Source organism: Streptomyces coacervatus (genome assembly GCF_029223485.1).
In the GTDB taxonomy this organism is placed as follows: Bacteria; Actinomycetota; Actinomycetes; order Streptomycetales; family Streptomycetaceae; genus Streptomyces; species Streptomyces coacervatus.
Genome location: NZ_JARHTP010000011.1, coordinates 245,442 through 266,951 on the forward strand (window position 1 = coordinate 245,442; position 21,510 = coordinate 266,951).

At 68.6% G+C, this 21,510-nt stretch carries 25 protein-coding genes; 5 read left to right on the top strand and 20 right to left on the bottom strand.

All coding sequences use genetic code 11. From position 1 onward, the window contains the following. Positions 1-133 precede the first annotated feature (133 nt). From tsaE to P2Q00_RS27290, 4 genes are all read right to left on the bottom strand, one after another. Positions 134-646 carry a tRNA (adenosine(37)-N6)-threonylcarbamoyltransferase complex ATPase subunit type 1 TsaE gene (tsaE, locus tag P2Q00_RS27275; protein WP_275775474.1) on the bottom strand — a complete coding sequence of 171 codons (513 nt, stop codon included), beginning with the start codon at positions 644-646 and terminating at the stop codon, positions 134-136. Continuing rightward, the gene (locus tag P2Q00_RS27280; protein WP_275775476.1) at positions 612-1,853 is read right to left on the bottom strand and encodes an alpha/beta fold hydrolase; all 1,242 of its coding nucleotides are present in this window, start codon (positions 1,851-1,853) and stop codon (positions 612-614) included. The genes tsaE and P2Q00_RS27280 overlap by 35 nt, the downstream gene beginning before the upstream one ends. 52 nt (positions 1,854-1,905) lie before the next feature. After that, complete coding sequence (gene alr / locus P2Q00_RS27285; protein ID WP_275775478.1) at positions 1,906-3,075, bottom strand: alanine racemase; 1,170 nt, start codon at positions 3,073-3,075, stop codon at positions 1,906-1,908. Positions 3,076-3,136: 61 nt separating this feature from the next. Next, positions 3,137-4,000, bottom strand: a complete 864-nt coding sequence (locus tag P2Q00_RS27290) for a L,D-transpeptidase family protein (RefSeq protein WP_275775480.1) — start codon at positions 3,998-4,000, stop codon at positions 3,137-3,139. A gap of 203 nt (positions 4,001-4,203) precedes the next feature. On the opposite strand from P2Q00_RS27290, the gene P2Q00_RS27295 reads away from it, so the two are divergent. Continuing rightward, the gene (locus P2Q00_RS27295) at positions 4,204-4,581 is read left to right on the top strand and encodes a VOC family protein (RefSeq protein ID WP_275775482.1); all 378 of its coding nucleotides are present in this window, start codon (positions 4,204-4,206) and stop codon (positions 4,579-4,581) included. 92 nt (positions 4,582-4,673) lie between these two features. On the opposite strand, the gene P2Q00_RS27300 is transcribed toward P2Q00_RS27295, so the two are convergent. Genes P2Q00_RS27300 through P2Q00_RS27310 form a run of 3 tightly spaced genes read right to left on the bottom strand, consistent with a single transcriptional unit; the run spans position 4,674 to position 6,834 of the window. Further along, positions 4,674-6,158, bottom strand: a complete 1,485-nt coding sequence (locus P2Q00_RS27300; protein ID WP_275775484.1) for an NAD(P)H-hydrate dehydratase — start codon at positions 6,156-6,158, stop codon at positions 4,674-4,676. 16 nt (positions 6,159-6,174) lie between these two features. Then, positions 6,175-6,546, bottom strand: coding sequence for a holo-ACP synthase (locus P2Q00_RS27305; protein ID WP_275775486.1), 372 nt, complete (start codon positions 6,544-6,546; stop codon positions 6,175-6,177). A gap of 9 nt (positions 6,547-6,555) precedes the next feature. Further along, positions 6,556-6,834: a hypothetical protein gene (locus P2Q00_RS27310; protein ID WP_275775489.1), complete on the bottom strand. Its 279-nt coding sequence runs from the start codon at positions 6,832-6,834 to the stop codon at positions 6,556-6,558. Positions 6,835-7,322: 488 nt separating this feature from the next. Here P2Q00_RS27310 and P2Q00_RS27315 point away from each other — a divergent pair, with 488 nt between their 5' ends. Beyond that, entirely contained in the window at positions 7,323-7,541 is a 219-nt protein-coding gene (locus P2Q00_RS27315; protein WP_275775491.1) for a DUF397 domain-containing protein, read from the top strand. On the opposite strand, the gene glmS is transcribed toward P2Q00_RS27315, so the two are convergent. Then, positions 7,502-9,349 (bottom strand): glutamine--fructose-6-phosphate transaminase (isomerizing), encoded by a 1,848-nt coding sequence (glmS, locus tag P2Q00_RS27320; protein ID WP_275775493.1) that lies wholly within the window; start codon positions 9,347-9,349, stop codon positions 7,502-7,504. The two genes, P2Q00_RS27315 and glmS, sit on opposite strands and share 40 nt — an antisense overlap. A gap of 353 nt (positions 9,350-9,702) precedes the next feature. Between glmS and coaA the strand changes: the two genes are divergently transcribed. Further along, a complete protein-coding gene (gene coaA / locus P2Q00_RS27325) occupies positions 9,703-10,671 on the top strand; it encodes a type I pantothenate kinase (RefSeq protein ID WP_275775494.1) in 969 nt (322 codons plus the stop codon). Positions 10,672-10,710: 39 nt separating this feature from the next. Continuing rightward, a complete protein-coding gene (locus P2Q00_RS27330; protein ID WP_275775495.1) occupies positions 10,711-11,658 on the top strand; it encodes a DUF389 domain-containing protein in 948 nt (315 codons plus the stop codon). Here P2Q00_RS27330 and P2Q00_RS27335 read toward each other — a convergent pair. The 4 genes from P2Q00_RS27335 to rplM all read right to left on the bottom strand — a co-directional run bounded on the left by P2Q00_RS27335 (position 11,655) and on the right by rplM (position 14,847). Then, entirely contained in the window at positions 11,655-12,185 is a 531-nt protein-coding gene (locus P2Q00_RS27335; protein ID WP_275775497.1) for a hypothetical protein, read from the bottom strand. The genes P2Q00_RS27330 and P2Q00_RS27335 overlap by 4 nt on opposite strands. 129 nt (positions 12,186-12,314) lie before the next feature. Then, positions 12,315-13,673: a phosphoglucosamine mutase gene (gene glmM / locus P2Q00_RS27340; protein WP_275775498.1), complete on the bottom strand. Its 1,359-nt coding sequence runs from the start codon at positions 13,671-13,673 to the stop codon at positions 12,315-12,317. A gap of 161 nt (positions 13,674-13,834) precedes the next feature. After that, positions 13,835-14,362 carry a 30S ribosomal protein S9 gene (rpsI, locus tag P2Q00_RS27345; RefSeq protein ID WP_275775499.1) on the bottom strand — a complete coding sequence of 176 codons (528 nt, stop codon included), beginning with the start codon at positions 14,360-14,362 and terminating at the stop codon, positions 13,835-13,837. Between the two features lie 41 nt (positions 14,363-14,403). Further along, positions 14,404-14,847, bottom strand: a complete 444-nt coding sequence (rplM, locus tag P2Q00_RS27350) for a 50S ribosomal protein L13 (RefSeq protein WP_275775501.1) — start codon at positions 14,845-14,847, stop codon at positions 14,404-14,406. Positions 14,848-15,183: 336 nt separating this feature from the next. Here rplM and P2Q00_RS27355 point away from each other — a divergent pair, with 336 nt between their 5' ends. After that, positions 15,184-16,086 carry a hypothetical protein gene (locus P2Q00_RS27355; protein WP_275775502.1) on the top strand — a complete coding sequence of 301 codons (903 nt, stop codon included), beginning with the start codon at positions 15,184-15,186 and terminating at the stop codon, positions 16,084-16,086. A 105-nt stretch (positions 16,087-16,191) separates the two neighbouring features. Here the strand turns inward: P2Q00_RS27355 and truA are convergent, their stop codons facing one another. The 8 genes from truA to map all read right to left on the bottom strand — a co-directional run bounded on the left by truA (position 16,192) and on the right by map (position 21,461). Continuing rightward, on the bottom strand, positions 16,192-17,049 hold the full coding sequence (truA, locus tag P2Q00_RS27360) for a tRNA pseudouridine(38-40) synthase TruA (RefSeq protein WP_275775504.1): 858 nt from the start codon (positions 17,047-17,049) through the stop codon (positions 16,192-16,194). Between the two features lie 140 nt (positions 17,050-17,189). After that, on the bottom strand, positions 17,190-17,699 hold the full coding sequence (gene rplQ, locus P2Q00_RS27365) for a 50S ribosomal protein L17 (RefSeq protein WP_275775506.1): 510 nt from the start codon (positions 17,697-17,699) through the stop codon (positions 17,190-17,192). A gap of 85 nt (positions 17,700-17,784) precedes the next feature. Continuing rightward, positions 17,785-18,807 carry a DNA-directed RNA polymerase subunit alpha gene (locus tag P2Q00_RS27370; protein WP_003966937.1) on the bottom strand — a complete coding sequence of 341 codons (1,023 nt, stop codon included), beginning with the start codon at positions 18,805-18,807 and terminating at the stop codon, positions 17,785-17,787. A gap of 120 nt (positions 18,808-18,927) precedes the next feature. Further along, entirely contained in the window at positions 18,928-19,332 is a 405-nt protein-coding gene (gene rpsK, locus P2Q00_RS27375) for a 30S ribosomal protein S11 (protein ID WP_003956432.1), read from the bottom strand. 70 nt (positions 19,333-19,402) lie between these two features. Further along, positions 19,403-19,783, bottom strand: coding sequence for a 30S ribosomal protein S13 (gene rpsM / locus P2Q00_RS27380; RefSeq protein WP_071364953.1), 381 nt, complete (start codon positions 19,781-19,783; stop codon positions 19,403-19,405). A gap of 196 nt (positions 19,784-19,979) precedes the next feature. Further along, positions 19,980-20,093 (bottom strand): 50S ribosomal protein L36, encoded by a 114-nt coding sequence (gene rpmJ / locus P2Q00_RS27385; protein WP_003998809.1) that lies wholly within the window; start codon positions 20,091-20,093, stop codon positions 19,980-19,982. Positions 20,094-20,152: 59 nt separating this feature from the next. After that, on the bottom strand, positions 20,153-20,374 hold the full coding sequence (gene infA, locus P2Q00_RS27390) for a translation initiation factor IF-1 (RefSeq protein WP_003948620.1): 222 nt from the start codon (positions 20,372-20,374) through the stop codon (positions 20,153-20,155). Positions 20,375-20,624: 250 nt separating this feature from the next. Then, complete coding sequence (gene map / locus P2Q00_RS27395) at positions 20,625-21,461, bottom strand: type I methionyl aminopeptidase (RefSeq protein WP_275775508.1); 837 nt, start codon at positions 21,459-21,461, stop codon at positions 20,625-20,627. Positions 21,462-21,510: the final 49 nt, after the last annotated feature.

The following is a 21,510-nucleotide window of genomic DNA, read 5'->3' on the forward strand; positions in this document are numbered from 1 at the left end:
CTCCTGAGGACCCGGGGGCGGGCGTAGTTAGGTAGACCTAACTACGAACTGGGTACCATGTGACCACGCGCAAGACACCAAATGCAATAACTTGCCGACGTCTTGTCGGAACGTTCACGGAAACGGTCAGTAGTCAGGCCGACAGCACGCTGAGGTCCACGGCCGCCCAGCGCGCGCCGAGACCGGTGACGGTCACATGCCGCACCTCGTCCGTCGTATCTCCGACGGCGCGGTGGATGACGACGTGCAGCCGGTCGTCGGTCAGCTCCTCGACCTTGCCCTCGCCCCACTCCACGACGATCACCGAGTCGGACAGTGAGACGTCGAGGTCGAGGTCCTCCATCTCGTCGAGCCCGCCGCCCAGCCGGTACGCGTCCACGTGGACGAGCGGCGGACCGTCGCCCAGGGACGGGTGCACCCGGGCGATGACGAAGGTCGGCGAGGTGACCGCGCCCCGGACGCCCAGGCCCTCGCCGAGCCCGCGCGTGAGCGTCGTCTTGCCCGCGCCGAGCTCGCCGTTGAGCATCACGAGGTCACCGGCGCGCAGCAGCTTGGCCAGCCGGCGGCCCAGGTCCTGCATCTGCTCGGGGGAGGTGACCGTCAGCCGGGTCTCAACCGGGTTGTGCGGTGCTGCTGGTGCTTCCATAGCCACCCACGGTAGCCCCTGCCGGCACGGCACCCGCACGGGTGAGGAGGTCGGCCAGCCGGTCGGTGACCACTTCCGGGTGTTCCAGCATCACCAGGTGCCCGGCGTCCGGAACCAGCACCAGCTCGGCGTCCGGCAGCCGGTCGGCGATGGCCTCGCTGTGCTCACTGGGCGTGACGAGGTCACCGATCCCGGCCAGCACCAGCACCGGCAGGTCCGTGAAGTGGTCGAGCGCCTCGGTCTTGTCGTGCTCCGTGAACGCCGGGTAGAACTCGGCGACCACGTCGATCGGCGTGCCCTCGATCATCCGCTCGGCGAATCGCGCGACGGCCGGGTCGACGTCCCGCGACGCGAACGAGTACCGCTTGATGATCCCGGCGAACAGGTCGGCGGTCGCCCGGCGCCCCTTCTCCACCAGCGCGGCCTGCTGCCCCAGCGCCTTGAGCACTCCGGGCAGCACCCGCCGTACGGCATTCACTCCCGCGACCGGCAGCCCGAAGTTGACCTCGCCGAGCCTCCCGGACGACGTGCCGACGAAGGCGACGGCGACCACCCGGTCATGGATCAGCTCGGGATACTGGTCGGCCAGTGCCATCACCGTCATCCCGCCCATGGAGTGCCCGACGAGCACGATCGGCCCGTCCGGCGCGGCGGCGTCGATGACGGCCTTCAGATCGCGCCCCAACTGGTCGATGCTGACCGGCACGTCGTCCTGCACCTGCTGCACGCCCCGCCCGGACCGCCCGTGGCTGCGCTGGTCCCAGTGCACGGTCCGTACGACGCCGCGCAGGGCCGCGCGCTGGAAGTGCCAGGAGTCCTGGCTGAGGCAGTAGCCGTGGCTGAAGACGACGGTGACGGGAGCGGGCGCCTTCCGCCCGAACAGCCGCCGGCGGCGCGGACCGAGCGCCGGCACGGCGTCGGGATCGATGTCGTCGACCTCGTAGTACAGCTCGGTGCCGTCGTCGGACGTCGCCTTGCCGGGCGTGCCGCGCAGCGACCCGTACGGTCCGGTCGAGTCGAGCGCGAGCCGCGCCTTCTTCCGCATACCGCGGCCGACCGTCATCCGCTCTATGGCGACACCGGCCGCCGCACCCGCGGCGACCACGCCTATCGCGGCACCCGCGATGCCGGTCGCCCTGCGCCAGTTCCCGGCCGCCCCCGTGGCGGAGACGACGGCTGCGACGGCCTCCGCACTGCTCTCGCTCACGTACCGCTCCTCTTCGCCGGACTACTGCTGCTGTTGCGACGCCCTCGGACGGTCACCCGCTTTGTTCCTCATTCACGTAGACGCGAGGAACGCGCGTTCCGATCCGCGTGACAATTTCGTACGCGATGGTGCCCGCGGCCTGTGCCCAGTCCTCGGCGGTGGGCTCGCCGCGGTCGCCGGGTCCGAAGAGCACGGCTTCGGTACCGGCCTCGGGCTCGTCCCCGCCGAGGTCGACGACGAACTGGTCCATCGCGACCCGCCCCGCGACGGTCCGCCACTTGCCGCCGACCAGCACCGGACCGGTCCCGGAGGCATGCCGCGGAACGCCGTCGGCGTACCCGACGGGCACGAGTCCGAGGGTGGTTGCGCCGGGGGTGATGTAGTGATGCCCGTAACTGACGCCGTGACCCCCCGGAACGTGCTTCACGAGCGCGACGGACGCCGACAGTGTCATCACCGGCCGCAGCCCGAAGTCGGCGGGGCTGCCGAGCTCGGGACTCGGCGAGATCCCGTACAGGGCGATCCCGGTACGCACGAGGTCGAAGTGGGTCTCGGGAAGGGTGAGCGTGGCGGCCGAGTTGGCGATGTGCCGCACCTCGGGGCGCACGCCCTGCTCCTCGGCGTACGCGAGCATCTCGCGGAAGCGGGTGAGCTGGAGGGCGATGGAGGGATGTCCCGGTTCGTCGGCGCACGCGAAGTGCGACCAGAGCCCGGTGATGCGGACGAGCCCGTCGGCCTCGGCCCGCAGGGCGGCCCCGACCAGCTCGGCCCAGTCCTCCCCGGGCTGACACCCGTTCCGCCCGAGCCCGGTGTCGGCCTTGAGCTGCACGCGCGCGGGGATGCCCGCCTCCCGGGCCGCCGCCACGACCTCCGCCAGGGCCCACATCCCGCTCACCGACACATCGATGTCGGCCTCGACGGCCTGCCGCCAGGGCCCGCCCGGCGTCCACAGCCAGCACATGATGCGTCCGGGCAGCCCGGCGGCCCGCAGCGCGAGCGCCTCCTCGGGCGTGGCGGTCCCCAGCCAGTCGGCCCCCGCCTCGACGGCGGCCCGGGCACACGGCACGGCCCCGTGGCCGTACGCCTCGGACTTGACCACGGCCATGAGGGCAGCGTCCGGCGCGAGGGCGCGCAGGGTCCGCACGTTGGCGCGCAGGGCGGCCAGGTCGATCTCGGCGCGGGCCCGCAGGGGCGCGGTCGGGGCAGTTGCTGTCTCAGTCATGGCGCACCCAGTGTCGCAGAGGGGTCCGACAGCCCCGAGGCACCGGCCCCCGTTCCAGCGCCTACTTCCCGTGCCGGTGCCCCCACACATACACACGGTCGCCCTTCTTCAGCACACCCCACAGCTTCCTGGAGTCGCCCAGGCGCAGATTGATGCACCCCCAGGAGCCGACGATGGTGTAAATGCTGCCGTAGACGGCGTGAAAGGCCTGCCCGCCGCTGAAGAACTGGGCATAGGGCATGGGCGAGTGGTAGATCGTCGACCAGTGGTTCTTGTGCTTCCAGTAGATCCTGTGCCAGCCGGTCCGGGTGGCATGCCCGACCCGGCCGCTGCGCATGGGGACGGGCCCGTAGAGCACCTTTCTCCCCTTCTGCACCCAGGTCAGCTGCCGATTGAGATCGACACACGCGACGCGGTACCTCCGAACGGGGCACTTCTTCTTGGCGTTCGGATTCTTCTTCGCGGAAATGAGCTGCATGGTGGCCCAGGTGACGGGCCCGGCGAAGCCGTTCGCCGCCTTGATCCTGTGCTTCACCTGGAATTTCCGGATGGCCCGGCAGTCGGCCGCCGACTGCTTCCCGTCCACCTTCAGCTTCAGCCACTTCTCGACCGCCCGCTGATAAGGCCCGGTCCGCCTGCTGCACTTCACCTTCCCGGCGGCGTCCTCGATCGGCACGTACTCGACGGGGTCGTACGTCCCGTCGTCCGCATCCCGGGGCTCGACGGCGTCCTCCGCTGCGGTGGGCGTGTACACCTTCGGCGCCAGCGCCTGGTCGGGCGTGTCGATCTGCCAGGGCTGAGCGGGCCCGGGTGCGACACCGGGCACGAGCTCGGCCTCGGAGGCGGAGGCGGGGGGTGCGGGGGCGCCCGCGGCACCGGCGGGAGGGGCCGGAAGGGCGGGGAGGGTGATGACGGCGGCGAGCACGACCAAGACATTGCGACAGGCGATACGCCCGATACGCCTTATATGTCTGACACATCTGATACGTCCACTGATCATGCGATCAGACAAACGCGCAGGGGTGACAGGCCGGGGGCGGCGCGCGGCGGGGTCACCCTTTTCGACGAGCGCCGCCCGGGCGACGGCGCGCGGCCCCCGGCCTAGGCTGAGAACCGGAGGTGGTGGAGATGCTGGCAGACACACCACTCAACGCGGTCATCCCGGCGTCCGACATCGAAAGAGCCAAGCACTTCTACGGCGACACGCTCGGCCTCAAGCTCATCGACGACCGGCAGGACACCGCACTCTTCGAGTCCGGCGGTGCCCGGTTCGTCCTCTATCTGACACCGAGCGGCGGCCGGGCCGCCCACACCCTGGCCGGCTGGACCGTCGCCGATCTCGACGCGGAGATGATGGAACTGCGCAGCCGCGGCGTCACCTTCGAGGAGTACGACCTGCCGGGCATCAAGACGAAGAGCGGCGTGGCGGAGGGCGCGGGCATGCGCGGCGCCTGGTTCAAGGACAGCGAGGGAAACATCCTCAGCGTGGTGCAGGACCTCCGATAGAGACGACCTCCGATAGACAGGCCCTTCGATAGACAGGCCCGATCTCCGGCAGTGCTCCGGCGGACCGGACCTCGACCGCGCGGTCCGGTCGGTCAGTCCCGCACGTCCCGCCACGCCCCCGGAATCGCCTCGGCCACGTCATGTGCCCCCGCCGGTGCCCCGTCTGCCGCGAACCGCCCGGCCAGCCCGTGCAGATACGCAGCCGCACTCCCGGCGTCCAGCGCGGAGAGCCCGGACGCCAGCAACGACCCGGCCAGCCCTGACAGCACATCCCCGCTCCCGGCGGTGGCCAGCCACGGCGTCCCCGTCGCATTGACCCGCACGGCACCTCCCGCCGAGTCCAAGACGAGGGTGGTCGACCCCTTGAGCAGCACGGTCGCCCCGTACCGCGAAGCAAGCTCGCGCACCGACGCCAGCCGCGCCCTCTCGACCTCCTCCCGCGCCACACCGAGCAGCGCGGCGGCCTCCCCGGCGTGCGGGGTCATGAGCGTCGGGGCACTGCGAGCCCGTACGACATCCCGCTCGGCGAGCCGCAGCCCGTCCGCGTCGATCAGCACGGGCACGTCCGCGTCCAGCACCTCGGCCACGGTCGCGGCGTCGTCCCCCGCACCGGGCCCGACGACCCACGCCTGCACCCGCCCGGCCTTCGCGGGCCCCTGATCCGATACGAGCGTCTCCGGGAACCGCGAGACGACGGCGCCCCCGGCGGGCCCGACGTACCGGACGGCCCCCGCGCCACCCCTGAGCGCCCCGGACACGGCGAGCACGGCCGCACCGGGATACCGCGCGGACCCTGCCGCGATCCCGACCACCCCCCGCCGGTACTTGTCACTCTCGGCACCCGGCACGGGCAGGAGTCGCGCCACATCCACATGCTGCAAGGCCTCCAACTCGGCCTCGGCGGGCAGCACCTCCCCCAGCCCGATGTCGACGAACCGCACCGACCCGGCGTACTCCCGCGCGGGGTCGATCAGCAGCCCCGGCTTGTGCGTCCCGAAGGTGACGGTGAGGTCGGCCCGAATGGCGGCACCGCGCACCTCCCCCGTATCGGCGTCGACGCCGCTCGGCAGATCGACGGCGACGACGGGGGCACCGGACTCGGCGACTAGCACCACCAACTGCGCTGCATCAGGCCGCAGTCCGCCCTTGCCACCAATCCCCACGATCCCGTCGACGACAAGATCGGCCCGAAGAATCGCCTCTTCGACGGCACCGACACCGGCCGCAGCGGCGGCACCGGCGGTCGAGCCTGCGTCCGCACCCGTACCGACGACCCGCCCGCCGGCCCGCAGCAACGCCGCAAGCCCCCCGGCGTGGACGCGCTCGGGTGCGAGCAGCACGGCCGCGACCGCCGCCCCCCGCCGAGCCAGCCGCGCACCGGCATACAGCGCATCCCCGCCGTTGTCCCCGCTCCCGACGAGCAGCACGACCCGGCTGCCGTACACCCGCCCGATCAGATCGGCACAGGCGGCCGCAAGCCCCGCAGCGGCCCGCTGCATCAACGCCCCGTCGGGAAGCCGCGCCATGAGCTCCCGCTCCGCTGCCCTTACCGTCTCCACGCTGTACGCAGTACGCATGCGGTCGAGTCTGCCCTCAGCCTTCGGCGATCACCACTGCCGAGGCCACCCCGGCGTCATGGCTCAGCGACACATGCCACGACCGCACGCCCAGCTCGGCCGCCCGCGCCGCCACCGTCCCCTTCACCCGCAGCCGCGGCTGCCCGCTGTCCTCCACGACGACCTCGGCATCCGTCCACAGCAGACCGGGCGGCGCCCCGAGCGCCTTGGCCAGCGCCTCCTTGGCGGCAAACCGCGCGGCGAGCGAGGCTACACCCCGCCGCTCCCCACTGGGCAGCAGCAACTCGCTCTCCAGGAACAGCCGTTCAGCCATCCCGGGCGTCCGCTTGAGAGACGCCTCGAACCGATCGATCTCGGCCACGTCGATACCGACCCCGATGATGCTCATTCGGGCACTCTATTCGCCGGGAATCTCCGGGTCCTCGGCGAACAGGTCCTCGGCGGTCGTAGCTGTCAGGGAGCGGTCGAACCAGAGCGCCAGGGTGTCGAGGTCGGTGCACGAGGTGATGCGCTCCCGTGCCGCCTCGGGGACGGGGATGCTGCGCTTCTCCAGGACGCGCAGGACCAGAGAGGCGCGGTCTTCGACCTGGCCTTCCGTCTTGCCCTCGGCCTTGCCCTCCAGGTAGGCCGTCTCACGGACCGTCCCCCTGCCGGGGAAGTAGCTGACGAACGACATGGATCGGTGTCCTGGAGTTCCTGAAGGGCGTTACTGATTGCCTCCAGTATGGCGCCGCAGTCAGGGTTACGTGCGTGTGCCAGGGCGGAGAGCACGGCCAGGGCAAGGTTCTTCGCCGCGGTCCTGGTATCGGTGATCACCGGCAAGTTCTCCGGCCCGGCGACCAGGGGATACGTCCGCTGAGCCGTCCAGCCGCGCGTACCGCAGTCGAACGGGCCGGCCGCCCACTTCGCTGTGGCCCCGTCCTGGCAGACCACGAGAAGCAGCACGGGCAGCCGGTACATCGCCTGAAGGTAGGCGACGTAGTACGCCCAACTCGCCTCCTTGCCTTCGACCTTGCCCGACTGCGCCTCGATCGCGAGCAGAAACTCCTCACCGTCGGAAGGCCCGACGCGCAACACCGTGTCTACGCGCCGCTCCAGCGGCCTCGCCTCCGTCACATCCGTGGTGACTGCGTCCACGGTCGCCTTCGCGGATAGAGGCACCTGATGGCCACCCCCGAGAACTGGCGGAAGTCGTCCTACTCCGGCGGCGGCGACGGCAATGACTGCTTGGAGATCGCGAACTCCCCCGACCACGTCGCCGTCCGCGACTCAAAGGCCCCGGCCAGGGCAACCCTCACCTTCCCGACCGGAGCCTTCTCCGCCTTCCTCGATGACGTGAAGAACTACTCCACCGTCACCGACTTCGCCAGGTTCCGAGGCTGATCCACCTCGTTGCCGCGAGCCGTCGCCAGCTCACACGCGAACACCTGCAACGGCACCGTAGCCACCAGCGGCTGGAGCAACGTCGGCGTCGCAGGGATCCGTACGAGATGGTCGGCGTAAGGCACGACCGCCTCGTCCCCCTCCTCCGCGATCACGATCGTCCGCGCCCCCCGCGCCCGGATCTCCTGGATGTTGGACACGATCTTGTCGTGGAGGACAGACCGCCCCCGAGGCGAAGGCACGACCACCACCACCGGCAGATCGGGCTCGATCAGAGCGATCGGCCCATGCTTCAACTCCCCTGCCGCGAACCCCTCGGCATGCATGTAAGCGAGCTCCTTCAGCTTCAGAGCCCCCTCCAGCGCCACCGGATACCCCACATGCCGCCCCAGGAACAGCACCGTCTTCTTGTCGGCAAGCGACCGCGCAAGTTCCCGTACCGGCTCCATGGTCTCCAGCACCCGCTCGACCTCACCGGAGATCTGCGAGAGGTCCCGAATCACGGCGGAAATCTCGTCGCCCCACTTGGTGCCCCGCACCTGCCCCAGATACAGAGCGACCAGATAACACGCAACCAGCTGCGTCAGAAACGCCTTGGTAGAGGCAACGGCCACCTCCGGCCCTGCATGCGTGTACAGCACCGCATCCGATTCCCGAGGAATCGTCGACCCGTTGGTGTTGCAGATGGCCAGCACCTTGGAGCCCTGCTCCCGCGCATGCCGCAGCGCCATCAACGTGTCCATGGTCTCGCCGGACTGCGAAATCGCAATCACCAACGACCGCGCCCCGAGGATCGGATCCCGGTACCGGAACTCACTCGCGAGCTCGACCTCACAAGGAATCCGCGTCCAGTGCTCAATGGCGTACTTGGCGATGAGCCCCGCATGAAATGCCGTACCGCACGCCACAATCACGACCTTGTCGACTTCCCGCAGCTCAGAGGCGCTCATCCGCACCTCGTCCAGCGTCAGCGAACCACCCGCATCGATGCGCCCCAGCAAGGTATCGGCGACCGCCTTCGGCTGCTCGGCGATCTCCTTGAGCATGAAGTAGTCATAGCCCCCCTTTTCTGCCGCGGACGCATCCCAGTCCACGTGATACGAGCGCACATCGGCCGCGCGGCCGTCGAACCCCGTCACCGTCACCCCGTCGCGCCGCAGCTCGACGACCTGGTCCTGACCCAGCTCGACAGCCGACCGCGTATGGGCGATGAACGCGGCGACATCGGAAGCCAGGAACGCCTCACCCTCGCCGACACCCACCACCAGCGGCGAGTTCCGCCGCGCCCCCACCACCACATCCGGCTCGTCCGCATGCACCGCAACCAGCGTGAACGCGCCTTCCAGTCGCCGGCACACCAGCCGCATCGCTTCCGCCAGGTCCGCACACGACGAGAACTCCTCGGCGAGCAGATGAGCGACCACCTCGGTGTCGGTCTCGGAGGCCAGGTCATGTCCCCGCTCCGCCAACTCGGCGCGCAGGACAGCAAAGTTCTCGATAATCCCGTTGTGTACGACGGCGACCCGCCCGGCATTGTCGAGATGCGGATGCGCATTGGCATCCGTGGGCCCCCCATGTGTGGCCCACCGCGTATGCCCGATCCCCGTCGAGCCCGCCGGCAACGGCCGGTCCACCAGCTCCTTCTCCAGGTTCACCAGCTTCCCGGCCTTCTTCGCGGCCGCCAGCCCCCCATCCGCCAGCACGGCGACGCCCGCCGAGTCGTACCCCCGGTACTCCAGCCGCTTCAGTCCGGCCATCACGACATCGAGCGCCGACTGCGACCCCACGTATCCCACGATTCCGCACATGGGCCGCAGCCTAAGCGCGAAGAGCAGCCGAAACACGGCTCAGCTTGCCCGAAATCGGAAATTCTGCGACTCGGGGCACGGGCACGGGAGCATGGTCCACATGAAAGGAGCCTCGTGAGTTACAGCATGTACGTCTGCCGATTCATCGGCGGTCAACCGACCCCGATGGACGAGACCGCTGCCGAGTCTGTGACGTCCACCTCGCCTACGCGGACTTCACGTGATCACACCGACCACTCCGAACACGCCGATCACGCCGATCCGAGCTCGATCAGAGCAGAACGTGACCGACCCCACCCCCCACCCCGTTCAAACTCCGTTAACAATGGACTGTGATCTCTCCGGTCTCCTCGATGCCCCGGAGCGCCCACCGGCCCAGGCCGGAGGCGACTCCCTACGTCGACCTCACCCGCACGGAGTGGAGCGCGCTGCGCGAGAAGACGCCGCTCCCCCTCACCGCCGAGGAGGTCGAGAGGCTGCGCGGCCTCGGTGACGTCATCGACCTCGACGAGGTGCGGGACATCTACCTCCCGCTGTCCCGGCTCCTCAACCTCTACGTCGGGGCCACCGACGGCCTCAGAGGCGCCCTGAACACCTTCCTCGGCGAACAGGGCTCCCAGTCCGGCACACCGTTCGTCATAGGGGTCGCCGGCTCCGTGGCCGGCGGCAAATCAACCGTCGCCCGCCTCCTCCAGGCCCTGCTCTCCCGCTGGCCCGAGCACCCGCGCGTCGAACGGGTCACGACCGACGGCTTCCTGCTTCCCACCAAGGAGCTCCAGGCCCGCGGCCTGATGTCGCGGAAAGGCTTCCCGGAGTCCTACGACCGCCGCGCCCTGACCCGCTTCGTCGCCGACATCAAGGCGGGCAAGGACGAGGTGACGGCCCCCGTCTACTCCCACCTCATCTACGACATCGTCCCCGACCAGAAGCTCACGGTCCGCCGCCCGGACATCCTGATCGTCGAGGGCCTGAACGTCCTGCAGCCCGCCCTCCCCGGCAAGGACGGCCGTACCCGCGTCGGTCTCGCCGACTTCTTCGACTTCAGCGTGTACATCGACGCCAGTCCCGAGGACGTCGAACGCTGGTACCTCAACCGGTTCAAGAAACTGCGTCAGACGGCCTTCCAGGACCCGGACTCGTACTTCCGCAAGTACACACAGGTGTCCGAGGAGGAGGCGCTCGAATACGCCCGCACCCAGTGGCGCACCATCAACAAGCCCAACCTGGTGGAGAACATCGCCCCGACCCGCGGCCGCGCCACCCTGGTCGTCCGCAAGGGCCCGGACCACAAGGTCCAGCGTCTGAGGCTGCGCAAGCTGTAGACCCGCCTGCTCAGCCTGTTAAGCCTGTTAAAAAGAACCATGCTGCACCTGCGCCTGATCACGCCGTCCGACAGGACCGACGACGTGGTCCGCCTGATCGAGAAGACCGTCGGCACCACGCATCTCGTCGTGGTGCCCGGAGCCGCCCGCAACCCCGCCGGGGACGTCGTCATGTGCGACGTCGCACGCGAGGCGGGCGACGAACTCATCGGCGCACTAAGGGCGTTGGACCTGGACAAGACCGGCTCGATCGCCGTCGAGAACATCGACCTGTCGCTGTCCAGGCGCGCCGACAAGGCCGAGGCGGAAGCCCCCGGCGAAGGCGCGGACGCGGTCCTCTGGGAGCACCTCGCCGAAGCGACGCACGAGGAGTCCACGCTCTCCTTCACCTACGTCGCCTTCATCACCCTCGCCACGATGATCGCGGCCTGCGGTGTCGTACTCGACAACGCGATCCTGATCGTGGGCGCGATGGCGGTGGGCCCGGAGTTCGGCCCGCTGGCCGGCATCTGCACCGCGGCCGTGCAACGCCATCCCAGGCTCGCCCTGCGCTCCCTGACCGCCCTGCTCGTGGGCTTCGCCGTCGCCATGCTGGTGACGGTCGGCTTCACCTACTTCATGGACGGCGTCGGCCTGTTCACCAAGGTCCGACTGGCAGCCGAACGCCCCAACACCAACTTCATCTACCGCCCCGACGCGTTCTCGTTCGTCGTCGCGGTACTGGCCGGCATCGCCGGCACCCTCTCCCTCACATCGGCGAAGTCGGGCCTGCTGGTGGGTGTCGCGATCTCGGTCACGACGGTCCCTGCGGCCGCGAACGCCGCGGTGGCCTTCTCCTACGACGAGTACAGACAGGCCTGGGGCTCCACCGAGCAACTGCTCCTGAACCTGCTGGGCATCATCCTCGCCGGCACGCTGACACTGCTGGCCCAGAAACTGCTCTGGGCCAGGCAGCGTGAACGCACGGCGAAAGCCGGCGGCGTCTAGTGGCGCGTTTCGCAGTCCGCGGCGACGCTGTCGCCGGGGTCGGCGAACACCACGTCGGCCGTGCCACCGTCACAGGACACCGTGTCGACGGCGGGCGCGTCGCCGCTCACGCCGATCGTGTCGTTGCCGCTGCCGGTCGCCACTGTGTCGGAGCCCGTGCCGGCGTCGACGAGGGTGGGCAGCGAGACGCTCGTCCCGTCGAAACTGTCGCCCAGGTCGCCCAGCCCGACCGAGAGCCGGGAGGTGCCGGCCACGCTGCCGCAGTCGACGCTGGTGGCGGACAGCCGCACGCAACCCGGCCCCAGCGCGATACCCGAGGTGTCCGTGAGGATCACACGGCCGCTGGAAGTGCTGGCAGTGACCTGGTTGACCGCGCCCGAACGCGCGCTGAGCACCACCATGCCGAAGAGACGCAACGCCGTGGAGCCAGGGGTCTGGGCCGCGGCCGGGGCGGCGAGCGCAGGGACGGCAAGACTCGCAACCAGGGCCGGAACGGCCGCTCGCTTCAGGATGCTGACTGTCTTCATGCTGCGTTCCTCACTTCCGTCGGGGCCTGCCACGCGTGGGCGGCCTCGACGCCAGTGAAACAATCAGTGACCCATTCGGCACATTTTGTTACACCCATGGAGTGACGCAGCTCGACTCCAGGGCATGCCTTAACCCAGCGCCGACTTCACCGCATCCGCCAGCCGCCCGGCAACAGACCGAGCCTGGTCGATATCGGCCGCCTCGACCATCACCCGCACCAACGGCTCCGTCCCCGACGGCCGCAGCAACACCCGCCCGGTGGACCCGAGTTCCCGCTCGGCCTCGGCAACGGCAGCCGCCAGCTCCGCAGAGGTCTTCACCCGCGCCCGGTCGACGTCCGGCACATTGATGAGCACCTGCGGCAGCCGCTCCATGACGGCGGCGAGGTCCTTGAGCGTACGACCGGTCTCGGCGACCCGGGCCGCCAGCATCAGCCCGGTCAGTGTGCCGTCCCCGGTGGTCGCGTGATCGAGGATGATCACGTGCCCGGACTGCTCGCCTCCTAGCGCGTACCCGTGCTCCTTCATCTCCTCCAGCACATAACGGTCCCCGACCGCCGTCTGGACAAGATTCAGCCCCTCCCGCTCCAGCGCCAGCTTGAAGCCGAGATTGGACATGACCGTCGCGACGACGGTGTCGGCCCGCAGTACCGACCGCTCCCGCATCGCCAGCGCGATCACGGCCAGAATCTGGTCGCCGTCGACCTCCGCACCGGTGTGGTCCACGGCGAGGCACCGGTCCGCGTCACCGTCGTGCGCAATGCCGAGCGCGGCCCCGTGCTCGACGACGGCGGCCTTCAGCAGGTCCAGATGGGTCGATCCGCAGCCGTCGTTGATGTTGAGCCCGTCCGGCTCGGCACCGATCGTGATCACCTCGGCGCCGGCGCGCGAGAACGCCTCCGGCGACACCCGGGCCGCAGCACCGTGCGCCTCGTCGAGGACGATCTTCAGCCCGTCGAGCCGGTTCGGGAGTACGGCGATCAGATGCGCCACGTACTGGTCGAACCCCTCGTCGTACGACCGCACCCGCCCGACACCCGCACCCGTCGGCCGCTCCCAGGGCTCCCCGTGCCGGTGCGCCTCGTACACGCCCTCGATCCGGTCCTCCAGCTCGTCGGCCAGCTTGTGGCCGCCGCGGGCGAAGAACTTGACGCCGTTGTCGGGCATGGCGTTGTGGCTGGCGGAGAGCATGACGCCGAGGTCGGCGCCGAGCGCGCCCGTGAGATACGCCACCGCCGGAGTGGGCAGCACACCGACACGCAGGACGTCCACACCGGCGCTGGCGAGGCCGGCGACCACGGCGGCCTCCAGGAACTCCCCGGACGCGCGCGGGTCCCGTCCGACGACCGCCGTCGCCCGGTGGCCCTCGAAGGTGCCCGCCTCGGCCAGTACGTGCGCCGCGGCCACGGAGAGGCCGAGGGCCATCTCCGCCGTCAGGTCCGCGTTGGCGACGCCGCGCACGCCGTCCGTGCCGAAGAGTCGTCCCACTTGTCCTCCTGAGGAAGCGTCAGTTGTTGCAGGCGTGCCGGCATCCGATCACACAAGCCTTTGAGGGTCTTGTGCCGTTATACGCCCCCGGCGGTCATAAACGAACGCCCCGACAGCACTGAGGCGTGCCGCCGGGGCGTTCGTACGAGCAGCAGCGAAGCTTAACGCTTGCTGTACTGCGGGGCCTTGCGGGCCTTCTTCAGACCGGCCTTCTTGCGCTCGACCGCACGGTCGTCGCGCTTGAGGAAGCCGGCCTTCTTGAGCGGGCCGCGGTTGTTGTCGACGTCGGCCTCGTTCAGCGCACGGGCGACACCGAGACGGAGCGCACCGGCCTGACCGGAGACACCGCCACCCGCGATGCGGGCGATGACGTCGTAACGGCCCTCGAGCTCGAGCACCTTGAAGGGCTCGTTGACTTCCTGCTGGTGCACCTTGTTCGGGAAGTAGTCCTCGAGGGTGCGACCGTTGATCTTCCACTTGCCGGTGCCCGGGACGATCCGGACGCGGGCAATGGCGTTCTTGCGACGGCCCAGGCCGGCGGCCGGCTGGGGCTCGCCGAAGCGGGACGCGAGCGACTCCGAGGTGTACTCGCCCTCGACGGGGACCTCGGACTCGGTGGTGTAGCTGTCGATGTCGACGAGCTCGGTCTCGGTCTCTTCGACCGGCTGCTCAACAGTGGTCTCGGCCACGATGCTCCTCAGATTCTTTTCTGTCTTAGGGGTGGCCGGAACTACTGCGCGACCTGGGTGATCTCGAACGGCACCGGCTGCTGGGCAGCGTGCGGGTGCTGGTCGCCCGAGTAGACCTTCAGCTTGGAGAGCATCTGACGGCCCAGGGTGTTCTTGGGGAGCATGCCCTTGACGGCCTTCTCGACGGCCTTCTCGGGGTTCTTGTCCAGCAGCTCGTCGTAGCGGACGGAGCGCAGACCACCCGGGTAGCCGGAGTGGCGGTACGCCATCTTCTGGGTCCGCTTGTTGCCGGAGAGGTGCACCTTGTCGGCGTTGATGATGATGACGAAGTCACCGGTGTCGACGTGAGGGGCGTAGATCGGCTTGTGCTTGCCTCGCAGGAGGGACGCGGCAGTGGTGGCGAGACGGCCCAGGACAACGTCCTGAGCGTCAATGACGTGCCACTGGCGAGTCACATCGCCGGGCTTAGGGCTGTACGTACGCACTTCTCAGCCTTCTTCTTCAGGGATGGGTGCTGACACAAGGCATCCTTGAAGCGATCGTGCAGCTGGGGACGACAGTGCCGGGAACTTGCCCGTATGCCGCCCACTGGTAACTGCTCCAGGGAACCTACGTAAGGGCTTCTCTCGTGAGAACGACCAAGCCAATACGCATAACAAATCGCAAGGGTACTAGCGCAGCCCCGAACGGGTCAAAACGAGGTCGCCGCCGCACCCCGAAGAATGAACGGGGACCGAGATGTGCCCCCCTGCCGGAAAGGTCCCCGTCGGCTCCACCGGAGGCACACCGGCACCCTCCGCCTCCCGTCTAAGATGCGCCCCATGAGCTTTGGGCAGCAGGGGGGACCCCAATCCCAGTGGGACCCCTGGAAACCGCACTCCCAGCAGCCGTGGACCAGCGGCGACGACGACGGCCAGACCCCGGACTGGGCGGCGCTCGCCGAGGCCTCGGAGACGCGCAACAAGAGGCGCCGGCTGCTGTTCATCGGCGGCGGCGCGGTCGCCACGATCGCGATCGGCACCGCCGTCGCCATGGCCGTCGTATCGGCGAACGGCGACAACCAGGCCTCGGGCAACCCGTCCAACCTGCCCGCGAGCGCGTCCATCCCGGGCAGCACCGCGTCGGCCCCGTCCTTCGCGCCGACCAGCGCCCCGCCGCCGCTGAACCCGAAGGACTTCATCTCCAGCAAGGCCAAGGACACGGCCCCGCTCAGCACGGGGACCCTCTTCCCGCTCACGCAGCTGGCCATGGGCTCGACCGTGTACAAGAAGGGCACGGCGGACGACACGAAGAACTGCGCGTCGAACGCCCAGGGCACTCTCCCCAAGATCCTCACCGCCGATCACTGCACCCGCCTCCTGCGCGTCACCTACAGCAGGAAGGACGTCGCGGTGACCATCGGCGTCGCCGTCTTCGACACCGAGGCGCAGGCGAGCAAGGCCAGGGCCCAGTCGGCCGCGGCAGCCAAATCAGGCAAGAAGGGCTTCGTCAGTGCGCTGGCCGGTGACGGTGTGAAGGCCTTCTGCAACGCCGCCACCTGCCTCACGACGGCCAACTCCTACGGCCGCTACGCCTACTTCGCCACGGTCGGCTTCACCAACGGCAAGGACGCCACAAAGCAGTCCACGGCCGTCTTCGCAGCCGGCAACGACCTGCAGCTGTACACGTTCCGCCAGATCCGCAGCCGCGGCGAGGCCCAGGCATCGGCCGCGGCAAACCAGTAACCAAGCGGTTCGGCCGCGCCCTGAAGGGGCGCGGGGAACTGCGCGACCAGCCACGACGGCGCGGCAGACGACCGACGACACCCCGCGGCACCCCAAGCGGAGCGCCTAGCAGCACCCGCCCCCAGGCAGCGTCCGCTTGTTCCGCGCCTCCTTGTTCCGCGCGGCAAGCAGTTCGTCGGCCGGGTAGCCGACCTCCTCCAGGGTCAGCCCGTGCGGCCGTACGACATGCACGGCCGAATCCCGTACGCCCGCGGCGAGCACCTTGCCGGGCCAGTCCGGCCCGCGGTGCCCGTCCCCCACGAACAACAGCGCCCCGATCAGCGAACGCACCATGTTGTGGCAGAAGGCATCGGCGCGGACGGTGGCCGTGATGATCCCGTCGTCTCCGCGGACAAGGCTCAGCTCCTGCAACGTACGGATGGTCGTGGCCCCCTCCCGCCGCTTGCAGTAGGCGGCGAAGTCGTGCTCGCCCAGCAACCGTTCGGCGGCCTCGTTCATGGCCTCGGCATCGAGCGGCCAGTCGTGCCAGAGCACATGATTCCGGAGCAGCGGATCGACCCCGCCCGGATTGTCGGTGACCCGGTACGCGTATCGCCGCCAGACCGCCGAGAAACGGGCGTTGAAGCCGCTGGGCGCCTCCCTGAGGGCCCACACCCGTACGTCCCTGGGCAGCCGCCCGGCGAGCCGCTTGAGCAGCTTCTCGTGATGCTCACGCCAGACGCTCTCCGGCAGATCGACATGGGCGACCTGCCCCCGGGCATGCACCCCGGCATCGGTCCGCCCGGCCACGGTCAGCTCATACGTCGTCTCCCCCGACCGCGTCACGGTCCGCAGGGCATCCTCGATCTCCCCCTGCACGGTCCGCCGCCCACCGGCCTGCTTGGCCCACCCCGAGAACTCGGTCCCGTCGTAGGACAGATCGAGGCGTACACGAACGTAACCGGGCTCTACTTCGTCACTCACACAGAGATCCTCTCAGGTACACAAAAGCGGGCCCGCTCCTCGAAAGGAACGGACCCGCCAACGCCCTCAAGGGGCGCGGGGAACTGTGCGAGCAACCACGACGAACCCGCAGCCGCCAACAAACAGGCCCCGGCAGACGCTTACGCGTCCTTGGACTCCTCAGCCGCGTCCTCGACCTCGTCGGCCTTGGCCACGTCGACCTTGGCGTCCTCGACAACCGGAGCGGCCTCCGCGTCCTTCGCCGCACGCTTGGTGGCGGCCTCGGCCTCACCCGTCGCCTGCTGCGCAACCGTCAGCGCCTCGACCAGCTCGATGACAGCCATGGGCGCGTTGTCGCCACGGCGGTTACCGATCTTGGTGATGCGGGTGTAGCCACCCGGACGGTTCTCGTAGCGCGGGCCGATCTCGGTGAAGAGCGTGTGCACGATGCCCTTGTCCGTGATGACCTGCAGCACCTGGCGGCGGTTGTGAAGGTCGCCCTTCTTCGCCTTGGTGACCAGACGCTCGGCGTACGGCCGCAGACGGCGGGCCTTCGCCTCGGTGGTGGTGATACGGCCGTGCTCGAACAGCGCCTTCGCAAGGTTCGCGAGGAGCAGCTTCTCGTGCGCGGCACTGCCGCCCAGACGGGCACCCTTGGTGGGCTTCGGCATTTTCTTTCTCCTGTGTGTCTGCCCCGGCCGTGTCAGGTACCGGGGTCAGGAACCCGATGAGCGGATGCTCACCGGCAACGACCGATCAGTACTGCTCGGTCTCCACGAAACCCGCGTCCGCGTCGTCGTCGGCGCCGAAGGCGTCGGCAGCGGCCGTGGGGTCGAATCCGGGCGGGCTGTCCTTCAGGGCAAGGCCCATGCCGGCCAGCTTCGCCTTGACCTCGTCGATGGACTTCGCACCGAAGTTACGGATGTCCAGGAGGTCGGCCTCGGAACGAGCCACGAGCTCACCCACGGAGTGGATGCCCTCACGCTTGAGGCAGTTGTACGACCGAACGGTGAGCTCCAGCTCCTCGATCGGCAGCGCCAGATCAGCGGCAAGGGCGGCGTCCGTCGGGGACGGGCCCATGTCGATGCCCTCGGCGTCGATGTTCAGCTCGCGGGCGAGACCGAACAGCTCGACCAGGGTCTTACCGGCGGAGGCCATGGCGTCACGCGGACGCATCGCCTGCTTGGTCTCGACGTCGACGATCAGCTTGTCGAAGTCGGTGCGCTGCTCGACACGGGTCGCCTCGACCTTGTACGTGACCTTGAGAACCGGCGAGTAGATCGAGTCGACCGGAATACGACCGATCTCCTGACCGACCTGCTTGTTCTGCACGGCGGAGACATAACCGCGGCCGCGCTCGACCGTCAGCTCCATCTCCAGCTTGCCCTTGCCGTTGAGCGTGGCGAGGACGAGGTCGGGGTTGTGCACCTCGACACCGGCCGGGGGCGCGATGTCGGCGGCGGTGACCAGACCCGGGCCCTGCTTGCGCAGGTACATCACGACCGGCTCGTCGTGCTCCGAGGAGACGACCAGCTGCTTGATGTTGAGGATCAGGTCGGTGACGTCCTCCTTGACGCCCGGCACGGTGGTGAACTCGTGCAGCACGCCGTCGATACGGATGGACGTGACCGCCGCACCCGGGATCGAGGACAGGAGGGTCCGGCGAAGGGAGTTGCCGAGGGTGTAGCCGAAGCCCGGCTCCAGCGGCTCGATCACGAACCGGGAGCGGAACTCGTCGACGACCTCTTCGGTCAACGAGGGACGCTGAGCGATCAGCATGAAGTGGATCCTTCAGTCATGGGCACCCACTATTTGATGCCCTTGAGTAGTACAAGGGTACGGGCGATATGGCCCCGAAGAGCCATACCGCCCGAAAACCTCAGATCAAGCAGCCGTGCGTCAGACGCGGCGGCGCTTGGGCGGCCGGCAGCCGTTGTGCGGGGTCGGCGTGACGTCCTGGATCGAACCGACCTCGAGGCCAGTGGCCTGGAGGGAGCGGATCGCGGTCTCGCGACCGGAGCCCGGGCCCTTCACGAAGACGTCGACCTTGCGCATGCCGTGCTCCTGCGCGCGGCGGGCGGCCGACTCGGCGGCCATCTGCGCGGCGAAGGGGGTGGACTTGCGCGAGCCCTTGAAGCCGACGTGGCCGGCGGAGGCCCAGGAGATCACGTTGCCCGAGGGGTCCGTGATCGAGACGATCGTGTTGTTGAACGTGCTCTTGATGTGCGCGTGGCCGTGAGCGACGTTCTTCTTTTCCTTGCGGCGCACCTTCTTGGCAGCGCCCTGACGACCCTTGGGGGGCATCTAGTAACTCCTACGGGGAGGTGGTCGGTCCTACAGCGAAGACCGCTGATGAAGCGTTGTCCGCTGAGGACTACTTCTTGCCCGGCTTCTTCTTGCCGGCGATGGCGCGACGCGGACCCTTGCGGGTACGGGCGTTGGTGCTGGTGCGCTGACCGCGGACGGGCAGACCGCGGCGGTGCCGCAGACCCTGGTAGCAGCCGATCTCGACCTTGCGGCGGATGTCGGCCTGGATCTCGCGACGGAGGTCACCCTCGGTCTTGATGTTGTTGTCGACGTACTCGCGGATCGCGACGAGCTGCTCCTCGGAGAGGTCGCGAACGCGGGTGTTCGGGTCGACGCCGGTCGCTGCCAGCGTCGCCTGCGAGAGGGTCCGGCCGATGCCGAACACATAGGTGAGGGCGACCTCCACACGCTTTTCGCGCGGGATGTCAACACCGGAAACGCGTGCCATTCAATGGCTCCAGTTGATCCTCGGAGGTCTTCCACAGAACCGGCTCCCGGCCGCCGTACCAGGTACGACACGGGTCCCCGGCCTCCGAACCGGGGGTATCGGGCGATAGCTCGCCCGGGTCCTGCGTATGAACATTTTCAGCTCGCGTCGCGCGAATCTCTGCGATATCGATGCAGAGGGATCGGTCGATCGTGCGTCAGCCCTGGCGCTGCTTGTGGCGCGGGTTCTCGCAGATGACCATGACCCGACCGTGACGGCGGATCACCCTGCACTTGTCGCAGATCTTCTTGACGCTCGGCTTGACCTTCATGGGATTGAGGTTCTCCGGGTCAGTGCCACCACCCCGCCGAAGCGGAATGCGGGCAAGATCTACTTGTAGCGGTAGACGATCCGGCCACGCGTCAGGTCGTACGGAGACAACTCCACCACGACCCGGTCGTCAGGGAGGATGCGGATGTAGTGCATACGCATCTTGCCGCTGATGTGTGCCAGGACCTGGTGGCCGTTCTGGAGCTCGACCTTGAACATGGCGTTCGGCAGAGACTCGACGACAGTGCCCTCGATCTCGATGGCACCTTGCTTCTTGGCCACGCTTCGCCCTTCGAATCGACTACCTTGATCGACTCCCGCCAGCGCATGAAGACATGCGGGTGCACGAGAGCCGACGAGTCAGTCTACGTCAGCCCACTGAGAAAGACGAATCGAGGAAGAATGCCCCGGCGGAGAGATCCTTAAGCACGCCGGGGACAGCCGCGCCCTGAAGGGGCGCGGGGCTGTGTCGATTTGCGGCTACCGCCGCGTGGGCGCGATCAGCCCCCACGCACCCGCAGCCGCATACGACCTATGCAAGCGGGTCAGGAGCGGCGGTCACGCCATATTCGGCCAGCTTCGCCTTACCCCCGTCGGGAGCCGTCAGCACCAGCGGCCCGGCCTCGGTCAGCGCCACCGAGTGCTCCCAGTGCGACGACCATGTACCGTCCGTCGTGATCACGGTCCAGTCGTCCGACAAGACTTCCGTCTTCGGCGTACCCAGCGAAACCATCGGCTCGATCGCAAGGCAGAACCCGGGCACCAGCTTGGGCCCCTTGCCACGGCGCTTCTCGACATAGTTCAGCAGGTGCGGATCCATGTGCATCTCGGTGCCGATGCCGTGGCCGCCGTAGTCCTCGATGATCCCGTACTTGCCGCCGCCCGGCTTCGGCTGACGGCGGATGTACGTCTCGATGGCACGGGAGACGTCCACCAGGCGGTTGCCCTGCTTCATCGCCGCGATGCCGGCCCACATCGACTCTTCGGTGACCCGGGAGAGCTCGATCAGCTCCGGGGAGTGACCGGAGCCGACGAAGGCGGTGTACGCCGCGTCGCCGTGCCAGCCGTCGATGATCGCGCCGCAGTCGATGGAGATGATGTCGCCGTCCTTCAGGACGACGTCGTCGGAGGGGATGCCATGGACGACGACCTCGTTGACGGAGGTGCAGATCGTGGCCGGGAAGCCGCCGTAGCCAAGGAAGTTGGGCTTGGCGTTGTGCTCGGCGAGGACCTTGCGGGCGACCTCGTCCAGGTCCTTGGTGCTGGCTCCGGGTACCGCCGCCTCACGGGTCGCCGCGTGGATCGCGGCGACGACCAGCCCTGCCTCACGCATCTTGGCGATCTGCTCGGGGGTCTTGATCTGCACCATGGGGGCCTGCGCTCTCCGTCTGCTGCTTACTGCGTCAACCGGTTATCTG